13 protein-coding genes are annotated in these 14,488 nt (G+C 72.7%); 7 read left to right on the forward strand and 6 right to left on the reverse strand.

Annotated elements, in window-relative coordinates:
• Positions 1-11: 11 nt before the first annotated feature.
• On the reverse strand, positions 12-1,175 hold the full coding sequence (locus BIU94_RS06240) for an acyl-CoA dehydrogenase family protein (protein ID WP_071255505.1): 1,164 nt from the start codon (positions 1,173-1,175) through the stop codon (positions 12-14).
• Between the two features lie 23 nt (positions 1,176-1,198).
• Here BIU94_RS06240 and BIU94_RS06245 point away from each other — a divergent pair, with 23 nt between their 5' ends.
• Positions 1,199-1,993, forward strand: coding sequence for an SGNH/GDSL hydrolase family protein (locus BIU94_RS06245; RefSeq protein WP_071255509.1), 795 nt, complete (start codon positions 1,199-1,201; stop codon positions 1,991-1,993).
• A 99-nt stretch (positions 1,994-2,092) separates the two neighbouring features.
• Here BIU94_RS06245 and BIU94_RS06250 read toward each other — a convergent pair whose 3' ends face one another.
• The 3 genes from BIU94_RS06250 to BIU94_RS06260 all read right to left on the reverse strand — a co-directional run bounded on the left by BIU94_RS06250 (position 2,093) and on the right by BIU94_RS06260 (position 5,691).
• Positions 2,093-3,433, reverse strand: coding sequence for a serine hydrolase (locus BIU94_RS06250; RefSeq protein ID WP_071255514.1), 1,341 nt, complete (start codon positions 3,431-3,433; stop codon positions 2,093-2,095).
• 33 nt (positions 3,434-3,466) lie between these two features.
• Entirely contained in the window at positions 3,467-4,699 is a 1,233-nt protein-coding gene (locus tag BIU94_RS06255) for a D-alanyl-D-alanine carboxypeptidase family protein (protein ID WP_083420800.1), read from the reverse strand.
• 173 nt (positions 4,700-4,872) lie between these two features.
• Positions 4,873-5,691: an RNA methyltransferase gene (locus BIU94_RS06260; protein ID WP_071255518.1), complete on the reverse strand. Its 819-nt coding sequence runs from the start codon at positions 5,689-5,691 to the stop codon at positions 4,873-4,875.
• Positions 5,692-5,799: 108 nt separating this feature from the next.
• Here BIU94_RS06260 and BIU94_RS06265 point away from each other — a divergent pair, with 108 nt between their 5' ends.
• Genes BIU94_RS06265 through BIU94_RS06275 form a run of 3 tightly spaced genes read left to right on the forward strand, consistent with a single transcriptional unit; the run spans position 5,800 to position 8,167 of the window.
• Positions 5,800-6,648 carry a Sir2 family NAD-dependent protein deacetylase gene (locus BIU94_RS06265; protein WP_254782863.1) on the forward strand — a complete coding sequence of 283 codons (849 nt, stop codon included), beginning with the start codon at positions 5,800-5,802 and terminating at the stop codon, positions 6,646-6,648.
• A gap of 42 nt (positions 6,649-6,690) precedes the next feature.
• Positions 6,691-7,329, forward strand: coding sequence for a histidine phosphatase family protein (locus tag BIU94_RS06270; RefSeq protein WP_071255524.1), 639 nt, complete (start codon positions 6,691-6,693; stop codon positions 7,327-7,329).
• Between the two features lie 58 nt (positions 7,330-7,387).
• Positions 7,388-8,167 carry a hypothetical protein gene (locus BIU94_RS06275; protein ID WP_071255526.1) on the forward strand — a complete coding sequence of 260 codons (780 nt, stop codon included), beginning with the start codon at positions 7,388-7,390 and terminating at the stop codon, positions 8,165-8,167.
• A gap of 422 nt (positions 8,168-8,589) precedes the next feature.
• On the opposite strand, the gene BIU94_RS06280 is transcribed toward BIU94_RS06275, so the two are convergent.
• Positions 8,590-9,657: a glycosyltransferase family 1 protein gene (locus BIU94_RS06280; protein WP_071256372.1), complete on the reverse strand. Its 1,068-nt coding sequence runs from the start codon at positions 9,655-9,657 to the stop codon at positions 8,590-8,592.
• A gap of 8 nt (positions 9,658-9,665) precedes the next feature.
• Complete coding sequence (locus BIU94_RS06285) at positions 9,666-10,670, reverse strand: alpha/beta fold hydrolase (protein WP_083404619.1); 1,005 nt, start codon at positions 10,668-10,670, stop codon at positions 9,666-9,668.
• Positions 10,671-10,784: 114 nt separating this feature from the next.
• Between BIU94_RS06285 and treS the strand changes: the two genes are divergently transcribed.
• From treS to BIU94_RS06300, 3 genes are all read left to right on the forward strand, one after another.
• The gene (gene treS, locus BIU94_RS06290; protein WP_071255528.1) at positions 10,785-12,494 is read left to right on the forward strand and encodes a maltose alpha-D-glucosyltransferase; all 1,710 of its coding nucleotides are present in this window, start codon (positions 10,785-10,787) and stop codon (positions 12,492-12,494) included.
• Between the two features lie 35 nt (positions 12,495-12,529).
• Positions 12,530-13,285, forward strand: coding sequence for an exonuclease domain-containing protein (locus BIU94_RS06295; protein ID WP_071255532.1), 756 nt, complete (start codon positions 12,530-12,532; stop codon positions 13,283-13,285).
• 75 nt (positions 13,286-13,360) lie between these two features.
• Positions 13,361-14,488 (forward strand): DUF475 domain-containing protein, encoded by a 1,128-nt coding sequence (locus BIU94_RS06300; protein WP_071255536.1) that lies wholly within the window; start codon positions 13,361-13,363, stop codon positions 14,486-14,488.

Raw genomic sequence — 14,488 nt, forward strand, 5'->3', positions numbered from 1 at the left:
GCGGCGGACCGTCACGGCAGCGGTCCGAGCACCGACGCGGCGATGGTCCGGGCCGCGGAGTCCCGGGTGGAAGGGTGGTACTGCCCCGCCCGCACGTCCCGCGCGAGCCGCGCCAGTTCGCTCGTCGACCGGAACGCCGAGCCGCCGGCGATCCGCATCGCCTCGTCGACCGCGTGCTGCGCCGCGTCCACCGTCCGTGCCTTCGTGCCGACGAGCAGCGGGAACCACCGGGCGCCGAGGTCGTCGCCCTCGTCGACCGAGCGAGCCAGCGAGTCCACCTGCATCGACACGGCGTCCACCGCACCGCGCACGTCCGCGATCGCCCGACGCACGTCCGGGTCCTGGGCGCGCGACGACCCGTCGGCCGCCACGCGACGGGTGACCGCCGACACCGCGAGGTCCAGCGCGCGCTCGGCGATCCCGACGTACACCGACGCGACGAGCAGCTCGAACGCCGCGAACACGCCGAAGACCAGCGGGTCCTGGTTCGGCCCGACCGGCAGCACCCGCACGATCCGCTCCGCGGGCACGTGCACCCCGAGCAGCCGGGTCCCGTGGCTCTGCGTCGCCCGCATGCCGAGCGTGTCCCACTCGTCCCCCTGCTCGACGTGCTCGTCGGACCGGAGCACGAACCCGTGCACGAGCCGCGGCTCCGGCCCGGAGTCGTCGCGGCCGAACACGCTGAGGACGTCCCACGCCGGTGCGAGCGAGGTGGACACCTTCGTCCCGGTGAAGCGGTACCCGCCGTCGCCGTCCGGCTCCGCCGTCGTCGACGAGTCGAACAGCACCGCGTCGTTGCCGGGTTCGCTCACCCCGAAGGCGAGCAGGTGGTCGTCCGCCGCGTGGTCCGTGACGGACTGGAGGAACGCCCCACCCCGCGTGGACACGGCCCGGGCCGCCTGCACCCAGACCTGGTGCATCCCCAGGCCGAGCGCCGTCGCCGGCGCGGCCCGGGCGAGCGTGCGCTGCACCACCGTCGTCGCCCGGAGGCCGAGGTCGGAGCCGCCCTGCTCCGCGGGCACGCCGATGCGCAGGTACCCCGCCGTGCGCAGTTCGTCGAGGTCCTCGACGCAGAACGCGTTGGCCGCGTCGTACCCGGGGGCACGCGCCGCGATGCGGGCGAGGAGGTCCTCCGGCGGGGTCCAGCCGACTGCGTCCCTGGTGGCCGATGTCATGGCACGAGACTAAGGTCCCGATCGTGTCAGCTCGTCATCCGTGGTCCAGGTACGTCGCGATCGGTGACTCGTTCACCGAGGGGATCGGCGACCCCGACCCGACCGTGCCCGGGGGCAACCGGGGCTGGGCGGACCGCGTCGCCGAGGTCCTGGCGCACGGGTCCGACGACTTCGCCTACGCGAACCTGGCGATCCGCGGCCGCCTGCTGCAGCAGATCGTCGACGAGCAGGTGGAGCCGGCGCTCGCGCTCCGCCCGGACCTGGTGACGGTCTCCGCCGGCGGGAACGACATCATCCGCCCGGGCTCCGACCCGGACGAGCTCGCGGAGCGGGTCGACGCGATGGTCGCCCGGCTGCGGAGCGACGGGGCCACGGTCGTGCTCTTCACCGGGCCGGACGTCGGCATGACCCCCGTGCTCGGCATGGTCCGCGGCAAGACCGCGATCTACAACGAGAACCTGCACGCGATCGCCCTGAAGCACGGGGCGCTCGTCGCCGACATGTGGGCGCTCCGCGTGCTCCGCGACCCGCGGATGTGGGCGCCGGACCGACTGCACCACTCCCCGACCGGGCACGCCACCGTCGCCGCCGCGGTCCTCGACACCCTCGGTGTCGCGCACGGACTCGAACCGTTCAACCCGGAACCGCTCGAGGCGAGGCCCTGGCGCGAGGCCCGCGCCGAGGACCTCGGCTGGGCACGGGAGTACCTGGTGCCGTGGGTCGTCCGGCGCATCCGGCACACGTCCTCCGGCGACGGGGTCTCCGCCAAGCGCCCCGAGCTGCAGGACGTCGTCGAGCACCGGTCCGACACGCCCTAGGCGTCGGTCGACGGGTGCCGACCGACGCGCCCTGCACGGTCGTCGCGCCCCGAGGAACCGGGGCGCGTCGTGTGCGGGGGCGGTAGCGTGTGGGGTCGCTCAGTCCGCGGGGCGGCGCAGCGTGAGCGGACCGTCGTGCAGCGGCACGGTCTTCCACGCCGTCGCGGTGTCGCCCGTCGACCGGTCCACCCGGACGTGCAGCAGGTGCGGGGTCTCGACGAACCGCACGTCGACGAGCACGGTCCGGCCGTCCGCCGCGACGGCGCCGCTCGCCGCCAGCGCCCCCTCGACCGCCCACTCCCCGTCGCCGACCGGCACGGACAGCGTCCCGCCGTCGACGTCGAGCGTCAGCCGCCACCCGGCGTCGTCGTGCGCCAACGGGCCGAGGTCCGCGGTGCCCGTGAGCGGGCCGCCGACGACCGCCGGCAGCCCCAGGGCGGCGAGTCGTGCCGCCAGGGCGGCGTCCGCAACCGTGTCCGTCGTGCCGCCGACGGCGGGCAGCAGGAGCTGCCAGACCGCATCGAGGACCGCCTGCATGTCGAGGCTCTGCCCGGTCATCGCGAGGACGACGTCCTGTTCCGGCAGGACGACGCAGAACTGGCCGTAGGCGCCGTCGCCGCGGAAGCCATGCCGGGCCATCCAGAACTGGAAGCCGTAGCCCTGGGACCAGTCCGGGTTCTCCTCGCCCGGGTTCTCGACCTGGGTCGAGGTGGCAGCGGCGACCCAGTCCTCGTCGAGGATCCGTTCGCCGTCCCACACGCCGCGCTGCAGGTACAGCTGGCCGAGGGCCGCGATCGCGGAGGTCGGGGCGTAGCAGCCGCTGAAGCCGAGCTCGGCGCCGGTGTCGTCGCGCCGCCACGCGAGGTCGTCGATGCCGAGCGGGTCGAGCAGCCGCGGCCGCAGGTACTCGACGAGCGACCCGCCGCTCACCCGCCGGACGATGGCTGCGAGCGTGTACGTGCACGGCTGGTTGTAGGCGAAGACCGACCCGGGCTCCTCGTCCGGCGGGGTGAGCAGGAAGCCCCGGACGGTGTTGGTCGCGTCGGCGGCACGGGCCCGGTCGAGCGTCTCCTCGCGGTGACCGCTCGCCATCGCGAGCAGGTGCCGGACCCGGATGCGGCGGCTGCGGTCGTCCGTGACGTCGGCGTCGAACTCCGGGAAGTACGACAGGGCGGTCGCGTCGAGGTCGACGAGCCCCTCGCGGACCGCGATCCCCACGGCGGCTGCCGTGAAGCTCTTGCTCAGCGAGTACAGCAAGTGCACGCGGTCCGGGCCGTACGGCGCCCACCAGCCCTGCGCGGCGACCTGCCCGTGGCGGAGCAGCACGAGACCGTGCGGCTCGACGCCGGGTGTGCGCTCCAGCGCGTCGACGAGGGCGTCGACACCGCGGGCGTCGATGCCGAGGGCGGACGGGGAGCTGCGCGGGAACGTCGTCGTCACGGATCCGACCCTACGGCCTGCCGGGCCGCGGCGTCAGGCTCCCTGGAACGGGTTCGTCCACCGCCACCAGACACCCGGGTCGTCGATGGTCCGCTCGAGCACGAGCGGGACCGTCACCGGGTCGTGGTCCGTGACGGTGAAGCGGACCGTCCCCACCCGCTCGCCCTCCGTGCCCAGGGTGACCTCGTCGAGGTGCGCCTTCGCGCGGACCTTCGTGCGGCCCCAGACCAGGACCTCGGACGCCTTCGCCGTGACCGCGTCGGCCTCGTCGTGCCACGGCGTCGAGAAGGTCCCGAAGGTCTGTCCGGCGTGGGTGAGCGTCACCACCTGGAAGTTGTCGGCCACCGACCGGAGCAGGCGCTGCACGTCCGCGTCGAGCGAGTCGTGGTCGACCCCGCCGAGCATGACGCCGATCACCGTGACGTCGCGTCCGCCGCGCTCGTACGTCGCCGCGAACAGCAGGCAGGCGCCGGCCTCGTCGAGGGTGCCGGTCTTGATCCCCTCGATGCCGTCGAGCCCCAGCAGCTTGTTCGAGTTCTCGATCGGCCCGACCGTCGGGATGGTGACGTCCTTCGTGCCGACGATCTCCCGCACCACCGGGTCCGCCAGGGCGAGCCGGCCGAGCTCGACCAGGTCGGTCGCGGTGGACGTGTTCGCCGGGTCGAGCCCGGTCGGCTCGTGGATCGTCGTGTCGTCGAGACCGTGCGCGTCGAGCCAGCGGTCCGCGGCCTGCTCGTAGGCGTCCATGGACCCGAACGCCCACAGCGCGAGGGCCCCGGCGTAGTTGTTCGCCGACTTCATGAGCATGACCTGGAACACCTGGTGCTCCGTCAGCCGCAGCCCGGCCGGCATCGGCGCGACCTCGCCGTTCTGTGCGAGGTACTTCGCGTAGAGCCCCTGCATCTGCTCCGTGAAGCGGATCGCCGGACCGGACTGCCCGCGCTCGAGCGGCTTCTCGTCGAGGACGACGAGCGCCGTCACCACCTTCGTGATGCTCGCGATGGAGCGCGGCTGCTCGTCACCGCTCGTCCGCAGGCTCTCCGGGAACCCCGTCGCCTGCACCGCCGTCGCACCGTAGCCCGGGAACCGCAGCGCGGGCACGCTCGACGTCGGCGCCGAGTACGTGGTGGTCGTGGCGCTCGCCGGGGCGAACGGCACGACGGCCGCGGCCACCAGGTAGCCGATCGCCAGGACGAGGACGGCGAGGACCGTGATCGTCACCGGCCTCCGGACGGCGGAGCGGGGGCGGCGGACGACTCGTGACACGGCACCAGAGCGTAGCGGTGTGCGGGACCGGCCACCCGGGGAACCGCCGCCGGTGTGGAGAAGGCGGGACGGGCCTCCCGACCGGGGCGCTGGGTGGCGGGTGGTGGGTAGTGGGTAGTGGGTAGTGGGTAGTGGGTAGTGGGTAGTGGGTAGTGGGTAGTGGGTACTGGGTGCTACGCGCTGCGGCGCTGGGCGTCCCGGACCGCCCAGAGGCCGACGGCGCTCGCCGCGGCGACGTTCAGCGAGTCGACGCCGTGCGCCATCGGGATCCGCACCGTGGTGTCGGCCGCCGCGATCGCGGCCGGGGTCAGGCCCTGGCCCTCGGTGCCCATCACGAGCGCGACGCGCTCGGGGACGTCGGCGACGAAGGCGTCGAGGTCGACGGACCGGTCGGTGAGCGCCATGGCGGCGACGTGGAAGCCCTGTGCCGTGAGCTCCTCGCCGGCCTCCGGCCAGTCACCGATCCGGGTCCACGGCACCTGCAGGACCGTGCCCATGCTCACGCGGACGCTCCGGCGGTAGAGCGGGTCGGCGCACCGGGGGCTGACGAGCACGGCGTCGGCGCCGAGCCCGGCGACGCTGCGGAACACCGCGCCGACGTTCGTGTGGTCGACGATGTCCTCGAGGACGACGACCAGGTGGGCGTCCCGCACCACGTCGGCGACGCTCGGCAGCGCGGGGCGGTGCACGGCGGCGATCGCCCCGCGGTGCATGCGGAAGCCGGTGAGCTCCTCGAGCAGCGCGTCGGGGCCGACGAAGACCGGGCCGTCGTGGTCCGCGACGAGCGGCAGGACGCTGTCCAGCCACTTCTCCTGCACGAGCACGCTGCGCGGCACGTGTCCGGCCCGGACCGCGCGCTCGATGACCGTGTTCGACTCGGCGATGTACAGCCCGCCCTCGGGCTCGGTCACCCGGCGCAGGGCCACGTCGGTCAGGCGGGCGAAGTCGTCGAGACGGGGGTCGTCGAGGGAGTCGATGCGGACGGGGTGCACGGGGCTCGTTCCGGTGGGGTGCGGGGCGGGGGTCGGAGGTGGGGCGGACCCGGTGGACCGGGTGGGAAGCGACCGGGACGGTCGGCTGTTGAGGGTACCGTGAACAGGGTGCTGGATGATGCTGCGTCGACGACGTCCGACGACCTCGACCGGGTCGTCGACCTGCTCGCGGGCAAGCGCCTCGCCGTGCTCTCCGGCGCCGGTCTCAGCACCGACTCGGGCATCCCCGACTACCGCGGCGCCGGCCGGGTGGTCCGCAAGCCGATGACCTTCCAGGAGTTCCGCGCCGACCCCGCGAAGCGGCAGCGCTACTGGGCCGGCTCGCACCTCGGCTGGCGCACCTTCGCGGCGGCGCGACCGAACGACGGCCACCGCAGCCTCGCCGCACTCGAGGACGCCGGCGTCGTCACCGGTGTCGTCACCCAGAACGTCGACGGCCTGCACCTGCGCGCCGGCTCCCGCCGCGTGGTCGAGATCCACGGCTCGATGGACCGGGCCGTCTGCCTGACCTGCGGCCAGGTCTTCTCGCGCGCCGACCTCGCCGCGACGATCGACCGCGCCAACCCCTGGATCGACGAGCCCGGCTCGGTGCAGCTGCAGCCGGACGGCGACGTCGAGATCACCGACGTCGAGCGCTTCGTCGTGCCCGACTGCTCGGTCTGCGGCGGCGTGCTCAAGCCGGACGTGGTCTTCTTCGGCGAGTTCGTGCCGGCCGAGAAGTTCCGCGAGGCGGTCTCCATCGTGGCCGACGCCGACGCCCTGCTCGTGGTCGGCTCCTCGCTGACCGTGAACTCGGGCGTCCGCCTGGTCGACCACGCCACCCGCCGGAAGAACCCGGTCGTCATCGTCAACCGGGGCGACACCCGCAGCGACCGGCGCGCCGTCGCCAAGATCGACGCCGGCACCACCGAGACGCTCGTGCACCTGGCCGAGCGGCTCGCGCCGACCGGGCGGTGACGACTTCGTCGTGCCGGAGCCCGCGTCTGCGATGATCGAGCGGTGACGACGCTCCTCTACCTGGTCCGGCACGGCGAGACCGACTGGAACGCGCAGCGCCGCATCCAGGGCTCCACCGACATCCCCCTGAACGACACCGGACGCCGCCAGGCGGCCGAGGCGGCCGAGCTCCTCGCGCGCCGCCGGTTCGACGCCGTGGTCGCCTCGCCGCTGTCACGGGCAGCCGAGACCGGCGCGATCATCGCCGACCGGCTCGGCCTCGACACGCCCGCCGAGTACCCCGGCCTGGCCGAGCGTTCGTACGGCGAGGCCGAGGGCCTCACCGACGACGAGGTCGCCGAGCGGTACCCGCACGACGACATCCCCGGACGCGAGTCCCGTTCGGCCCTGCTCGCCCGGGTGACCGAGACCCTCGGCGAGGTCGCGGTGCGGTTCGACGGCGGCGTCGTCGTGGTCGCGACCCACGGCGCGGTCATCCGCAGCGTGGTGAACGCCTCGGCGCCCGGCACGGTGGAACGACGCGGCACGCCGATCCGGAACGGGTCCGTCCACTCGTTCCGCTGGGACCCGGAGCGCTTCCACGCCGAACTGGTGCGCTTCGACGACCCGATCGACGTCGTCTCGGACGAGACGGGCGGCGCCCCCTTCGCCGCCCAGAACCCGCTCGAACGCCGCGACTGACCGGGGACTACGCTCCGACGGACCCGGACCGACCAGACGCCCGGGCGGAGGGATCGACATGCCGACCGACGGACCCGACGCCCACCGAGCCCCCGCACCTGCGCCCGACGCCGACCGTTCGCTGGCGCCCGACGCCGACCGTCCGCTGGCGCCCGACGACCTCGACCGGGCCTTCGGGCCCGACACCGGGAGCACCGCCACACGCTCCGGCCACCGGGTCCGCACGGCGGTCCTGATCGGCGGCGGCACCGTGGTCGTCGCCGGTGTCATCGTCCTGGTGCTCGGCACCATCGTCGGGTCGGTGCAGACCGGCATCGGCGGGGTGTTCCCCCGACCGGGCACGGCCCTCGACCGGTTCGTCAGCGACGCCCGCGACCTGCCCGGCGTGACCGACGTGCAGCGCCACCGGGCCGAGAAGACCGCGTTCGCGAGCTACGAGGTGTCGGCGACCGTGACCGCCGACCCGTCGCTGGAACCGGCGGCACGGGCCGAACTCGTCCGGGCGCTCAGCCGGGCGACGGACGAGGCGAGCGGCAACGGCGTCCACGTCGTCGCGATCGCCGACCTCGGCGTCCAGCAGGTCGGCGTCACCGAGCACGCCGACACCGCCGCCCGACGCCTGCAGCTGGCGGACACCCTCGACCGGATCGGCGGCGTCACCGCGGTGCGGTGCTCGTGGGGTCGCGGTGCGCAGTCGTCGGACGACGCCGAGGACCAGGCCGTCGTCGTCGAGACCCCGGGCCGGGGCCGCGCGGTGCCGCCGATCGTGGCCCGCGTGACCGAGGAGACGCAGCGGGTGTTCCCGGGCGCGAGCGTGCAGGTCCTGCCCGCGGGGTGAACCGGGACGCGGACGCGACCGTATCCGCCTGCCGGTCGCGAACGCCTTTGCCTGCCGATCGCGACCGCTCCTGCTGACGGGTCTCGGCAGTGGTGCCGCGTGCGCGCGAGCCGGGCGCAGCGCCGGGGTCGGGCCGTGCCTCCCGTCCGGACCGCAGGGCACTCGCAGCAGGTGCGCGCGCATCTTTGCTGACTGAGCAGAAGACGTCGCGTGAGCACGGCCGACCCGACGTCTTCTGCTCACTCGACGAGCGGTCCGCCAGCGCCGCGGACCTGCGGACCCGCGCACCTGGGCCGCCACGTCGAGTGAGCAGAAGACGTCGAGTGAGTACGGCCGACCCAACGTCTTCTGCTCACTCGACGAAACCCGCCGCGCGAGCGCCGCGCCCCGCGCCCCGCGCCGCGCCCGCCCCACGCCCGCACCTACCCCCGCGCCGCGACCGCCCGCTCGACCGCCTGCACGACCTGCTCGGCGGAGTCCTGCCACCGGAACCGCGCCGCCTGCTCGACCGACCGCCGCGAGGCGTCCTCCCACCGCGCCTCGACCCGGCGGACCGCGGCTGCGACGGCGGAGGGCGAGCCCGGGTCGAAGTACTCCGCGGCGTCTCCCCCGATCTCGCGGAAGATCGGGATGTCGCTCACGACGACCGGGGTCCCGACGCCCATCGCCTCGACGAGCGGGATGCCGAAGCCCTCGTCCCGTGACGCCGTCGCGAGCGCCGTCGCCGACCGGAGCACGGACAGGTACTCGTCGTCGGTGGCGCCGTCGTGGAACACGAGGGTGCCGGCCGGTGCGAGCGCCTCGAGTCGGGCACGGTCGGCGTCGGTCACGCGGGACATCAGGTGCAGGGTCCAGTCCGGTCCGAGCAGCGGGATCGCCGCTGCGAGCGTCTCGACGTTCTTGTACGGCATGAACGACCCCATGTAGACGAGCGACCGCTCCCGCGGGGCGTCGTCGGCACGGGGCGTCGCCGGGTCAGCGGCGTTGTACGCGACGGTGACCGGACGCCGGGTGAGCCGGTGCTCGGCGATGAGCCCGGCGGTCGTCTCGGACACGGTCACGACGCCGTCGGCGCCGTTCAGCAGGACGCGCTGCGGCGTCCACGACAGGTGGAACGCCCGCCAGCCGAGCCGCAGCGGCCACGAGAACTCCCGCGGGGGCGTGCGGTTGCGGTAGTAGATCAGGTCGTGCAGCGTGAGCACGAGCGCGTAGTGCCGACCGCGCGAGCCCATCGTCTGCATCGGCGAGAACACCGCGTCGAGGCCGAGGCGGTTCACCCGGCGCGCGACGAGCGGCTCCCCCGCGTCCGTCGGAGCGGGCAGCAGCTCCCACGGCAGGTGGTCCGGCAGCGACTCGAGCTGCCGCTCGTCGTGCACGAGCAGGACGTGGTCGTGCCGGTCCGGCAGGTGCGCGGCGATGCCGGCCGTGAACCGGCTGATCCCGTCGTGCCGTCCGATCCGCACGTAGCGGCAGTCGATCCCGATACGCAGCCGGCGGGTCACGCGTCCGCCCCGTCCGCCTGGTCGGTCGCCTCCGTCGCGGCCGGTCGGGAGGCCCGTTCCGCGCCCGTCGACCGGCCTGCGTCGGTGCGTCGGCCGCGTCCACGGCGCGGGGCCGGGTCCGCCATCCGTCGCAGGACCGCCTGCGCGGCGGGCGCCGGCGTCTCGTAGTGCACCAGGTGGCCGACCTCGGGGATGACGACGAGCTCGGCGTCGCGGAGCCGCCGCGCGAGCGCCTGCTGCTCCGGCACGGCGGTGATGTCGTCGCGCTCGGCGGCGATCATGAGCACGGGGACGTCGATGCGGTCGGCGTACTCGGACACGTCGTGGGTGACCGAGGTGCGGAACGCCTCGAGCACGCTGGTGCGGTTCGCGAAGGCCGAGAAGTACCGGTCGTGCTGGTCGTGGACCCAGCGCCGCAGGTCGCGGTCGTGCGACTTGAGCATGGCGAGGCTCATGACGCGCACGATGGCCGGGTTGCGGAGCAGTCCGAGCCCGATCGGCCGGGGCAGCACGGCTCCGGCGCGGTAGTAGCCGATCGCGATGCCGGTGGCGACGGCCCGGGGGCCCTGCAGCGCCGGGGCGGCGATCGGGTTCACCAGGACGAGCAGGCGGGTGTCGAGGCCGGCGGCCACGGCGGCGGCCACCACGATCGAGCCGAACGAGTGCCCGAGGACGACGGTGTCCCGGGTGAGGCCGAGCGCCGCGTGGAACCCGGTGACCCAGGCCACGTAGGACTCAATGTCCGAGACCGCGAGCGGGTCCGAGATGCCGAAGCCGGGCAGGTCCGGCACGACGACCCGCACGCCCTCGAGGTGCGCGGCGATGGTCTCGAGGCCGTGGTGGTCGCCACGGAAGCCGTGCACGGCGAGCACCGTCTGCTCGGCGTCGGCGGGGCCGTACTCCCAGTAGTGGGTGGTGCGGCCGTCGACCTGCACGGACCGGTGGACGACCGGGGTGGCGGCCATGAGCGACTGGTACGGGGAGAGCACGGGCGTTTGCATCGGCGCCAGTCTAGGGAGGCCGCTGGACGAATCCCCGGACACCCGGAGCATCGCGCGCCTATCGTGTCCGGGGCGGGCCGTGCGGCGGTCCGACGACCCACGACGAGGAGCACGGTGACCTTCACAGCCCCGATCCAGCTGCCCGGATTGACGCTCGACCCGCAGTGGTACAAGCGCTCGGTGTTCTACGAGTGCATGATCCGCTCGTTCGTCGACTCGAACGGGGACGGCATCGGTGACCTGCAGGGCGTCATCGGCAAGCTCGACTACCTGCAGTGGCTCGGCGTCGACGCCCTGTGGCTGCCGCCGTTCTTCCAGTCGCCGATGCGCGACGGCGGCTACGACATCCAGGACTACAAGGCGATCCTGCCGGAGTTCGGCACGCTCGACGACTTCCGCGAGCTCGTCACGAAGTCGCACGAGCGCAACATGCGCATCGTCATCGACATGGTGATCAACCACACGAGCGACCAGCACGAGTGGTTCCAGCAGTCCCGCGAGGACCCGGACGGTCCGTACGGCGACTTCTACGTCTGGCGGGACACCGACCAGGAGTTCTCGAACATCCGCATCATCTTCGTCGACACCGAGGAGTCGAACTGGACGTTCGACCCGGTGCGGCGGCAGTTCTTCTTCCACCGGTTCTTCTCGCACCAGCCCGACCTGAACTTCGAGAACCCGGCGGTCGTCGAGGCGGTCTACGACGTCGTCCGGCACTGGCTCGACATGGGTGTCGACGGGCTGCGGCTCGACGCGATCCCCTACCTGTTCGCGTCGGAGGAGGGCAACGGCGAGGGCGAGCCGGAGACCCACGAGTTCCTCAAGAAGCTCCGCGCGATGGTCGACGACGAGTACCCCGGCCGGGTGCTGCTCGCCGAGGCGAACCAGTGGCCGCGCGAGACCGCGGCGTTCTTCGGGACCGACGACGAGCCCGAGTGCCACATGGCGTTCGACTTCCCGGTCATGCCCCGCATCTTCTACTCGCTCCGCGCGCAGCACGCGAAGGAGCTCGCCGCGATCCTGTCCGAGACCCTCGACGTGCCGGACAGCGCGGCCTGGGGCGTGTTCCTGCGCAACCACGACGAGCTGACGCTCGAGATGGTGAGCGAGGAGTACCGCCAGGCGATGTACGGCTGGTACGGGTACGACCCGCGGATGCGGTCGAACATCGGCATCCGCCGCCGGCTCGCCCCGCTGCTCGACAATTCCCGCGCCGAGCTCGAGCTCATCCACGCGCTGCTGTTCTCGCTGCCGGGGTCGCCGTTCCTGTACTACGGCGACGAGATCGGCATGGGCGACAACATCTGGCTGCCGGACCGCGACTCCTCGCGCACGCCGATGCAGTGGACGCCGGACCGCAACGCCGGCTTCTCGACCGCCGACCCGGGCAAGCTCTACCTGCCGGTCGTGCAGTCGCTCGTCTACAACTACGCGCAGGTCAACGTCGAGGCGCAGCTCGCGCAGTCCCGTTCGCTGCTGCACTGGGTGCGCAACGTGATCCACGTGCGGAAGGCGCATCCCGTCTTCGGCATGGGGACGCTCGAGGTCCAGCAGACCTCGAACGAGTCCGTGCTCGCGTTCGTCCGGTCGTGGGAGGGCTCCGGACAGCAGTTCGGGCCGTCCGCCGAGGACGTGCTCTGCGTGTTCTCGTTCGCGACGAACCCGACGTCGGTCACCGTCTCCGCGCCGGAGTTCGCCGGTCGCCCGCTGTACGACCTGTTCGGCGGCGGCTCGTTCCCGTCCTTCGACGAGGACGGCGAGGTCACGCTCACCATGGGGACGCAGTCGTTCTACTGGCTGCACGTCGGCGCGCCGGTCCAGTAGGCAGTGGTGTCGGTGCGCACGGCTAGCCTGACCGCGTGACGTTCTCCACCGCCCCCACGGACACGCCCGCCCCGCCGCAGGACCTCGCCGGCCGCCCGTGGTGGCACGCGCTCGGGGTCTTCGACCTCGAGACCACCGGGGTCGACGTCGAGACCGCCCGGATCGTCACGGCGCACGTCGGGCTCATCGACATGACCGGGGCGTCCATCGTCGAGGGCGCGTGGGTCGCCGACCCCGGTGTGCCCGTCCCCGAGGGCGCCGCGGCGGTGCACGGCTACACGACCGAGCGCGCCCAGGCCGAGGGCCGTCCGGCGTCCGAGGTCGTCGCCGAGGTGATCGCCGCGATCGAGGCCGTGTTCGCCCGCGGCATCCCGCTCGTGATCTACAACGCCCCGTACGACCTCACCGTCCTCGACCGCGAGGCCAAGCGGCACGGCTTCGCCTCGCCCGTGATCGGCAACGTCGTCGACCCGCTCGTCATCGACAAGGCCCTCGACACCTACCGCAAGGGCAAGCGGACGCTCGAGGCCGCGTCCGAGACGTACGGCGTCACCCTCGACGACGCCCATGACGCCGGTGCCGACGCCGTCGCCGCGGGCCGGGTCGCCCAGGCCATCGCCGGGCGCTACCCGGAGGAGCTCGGCATCACCGCCGAGGAGCTCCACCGCAAGCAGGTCGGGTGGTGCGCCGACCAGGCGGCCTCGTTCCAGCAGTACATGCGCGCGAAGCGCGACCCGTCCTTCACGGCGGACGGCCGGTGGCCACACCGCGGCGCAGGAGCAGGCATGTAGCATGCAGCGGGGGCGATCGACGAGAGCGTCCCGATCCACCGTCGCACTGACGCAGCAACCGGGAGACCGTCACACGTGTTCTTGAAGACCTTCGGCTGGTCCCTCGTGATCACCGTCCTCGCCCTCGCCACGGCCCTGATCTACGGCAGCTGGAGCGCGGTGGCCATCACGCTGATCCTCGGCGTTCTCGAGATCAGCCTCAGCTTCGACAACGCGGTCGTGAACGCCCGCATCCTCGAGCGGATGAGCCCGTTCTGGCAGAAGATGTTCCTGACGGTCGGCATCATCATCGCCGTCTTCGGCATGCGCGTGCTCTTCCCGCTGCTCATCGTCGGTGTCACGGCGCAGCTCAACCCGGTCGAGGCCGTGCAGCTCGCCCTCGAGAAGGGCCCGATCGACGAGCCGGGCACCTACGCCTACCTGCTGCACGAGGCCCACCCGCAGATCGCCGCCTTCGGTGGGATGTTCCTGCTCATGATCTTCCTCGACTTCATGTTCGAGGAACGCGACATCCTCTGGCTCCGCTGGCTCGAGCGGCCGCTGCTCTTCATCGGCAAGCTGCCGATGGTGAACGTCGTCGTCGCCCTCGCGCTCCTCGCGCTGTTCGGTGCGACCTCCGGCGACCACCAGGCCGTCGTCCTCGTCGCGGGCATCGCCGGCCTCATCACGTACTTCCTGGTCACCGGTCTCGGCGGGCTCTTCGACGTCGGCGACCCCGAGGACGACGGCAACTCGTTCGAGAACACCGGCGAGATGGTCGCCGAGGCGAATCGCATCGGCAAGCAGCGTCGTCTCGGCCACGTCGCCGGGCGCGCCGCGTTCCTGCTGTTCCTCTACCTCGAGGTGATCGACGCGTCGTTCTCCTTCGACGGCGTCATCGGTGCCTTCGCCATCACGGCGGACCCGATCATCATCGCGCTCGGCCTCGGCCTCATCGGCGCGATGTTCGTCCGGTCGCTCACCGTCTTCCTCGTGCGGCAGGGCACGCTCGACGAGTTCGAGTACCTCGACCACGGTGCCCACTGGGCCATCGGCGCCCTCGCCGTGATCCTGCTCGTCACCATCACGACCGAGATCAACGAGGTCGTCACCGGCCTGATCGGCGTGGTCTTCATCCTCGCCGCGTTCTTCTCCTCGGTGGTGCGCAACCGTCGCAAGGCCGCGCACGCGCCCGTCGAGGACACCGCCGTCGCGACGCACTGA

The sequence above is a fragment of the Curtobacterium sp. MMLR14_006 genome (genome assembly GCF_001864985.1).
GTDB lineage: Bacteria > Actinomycetota > Actinomycetes > Actinomycetales > Microbacteriaceae > Curtobacterium.

What these genes read in the sequence shown, in the direction of transcription:
- BIU94_RS06240 (WP_071255505.1), bottom strand. Translation starts at nt 1,175, where the DNA reads ATGACATCGGCCACCAGGGACGCAGTCGGCTGGACCCCGCCGGAGGAC.
- BIU94_RS06275 (WP_071255526.1), top strand. Translation starts at nt 7,388, where the DNA reads ATGCCGACCGACGGACCCGACGCCCACCGAGCCCCCGCACCTGCGCCC.
- BIU94_RS06285 (WP_083404619.1), bottom strand. Translation starts at nt 10,670, where the DNA reads ATGCAAACGCCCGTGCTCTCCCCGTACCAGTCGCTCATGGCCGCCACC.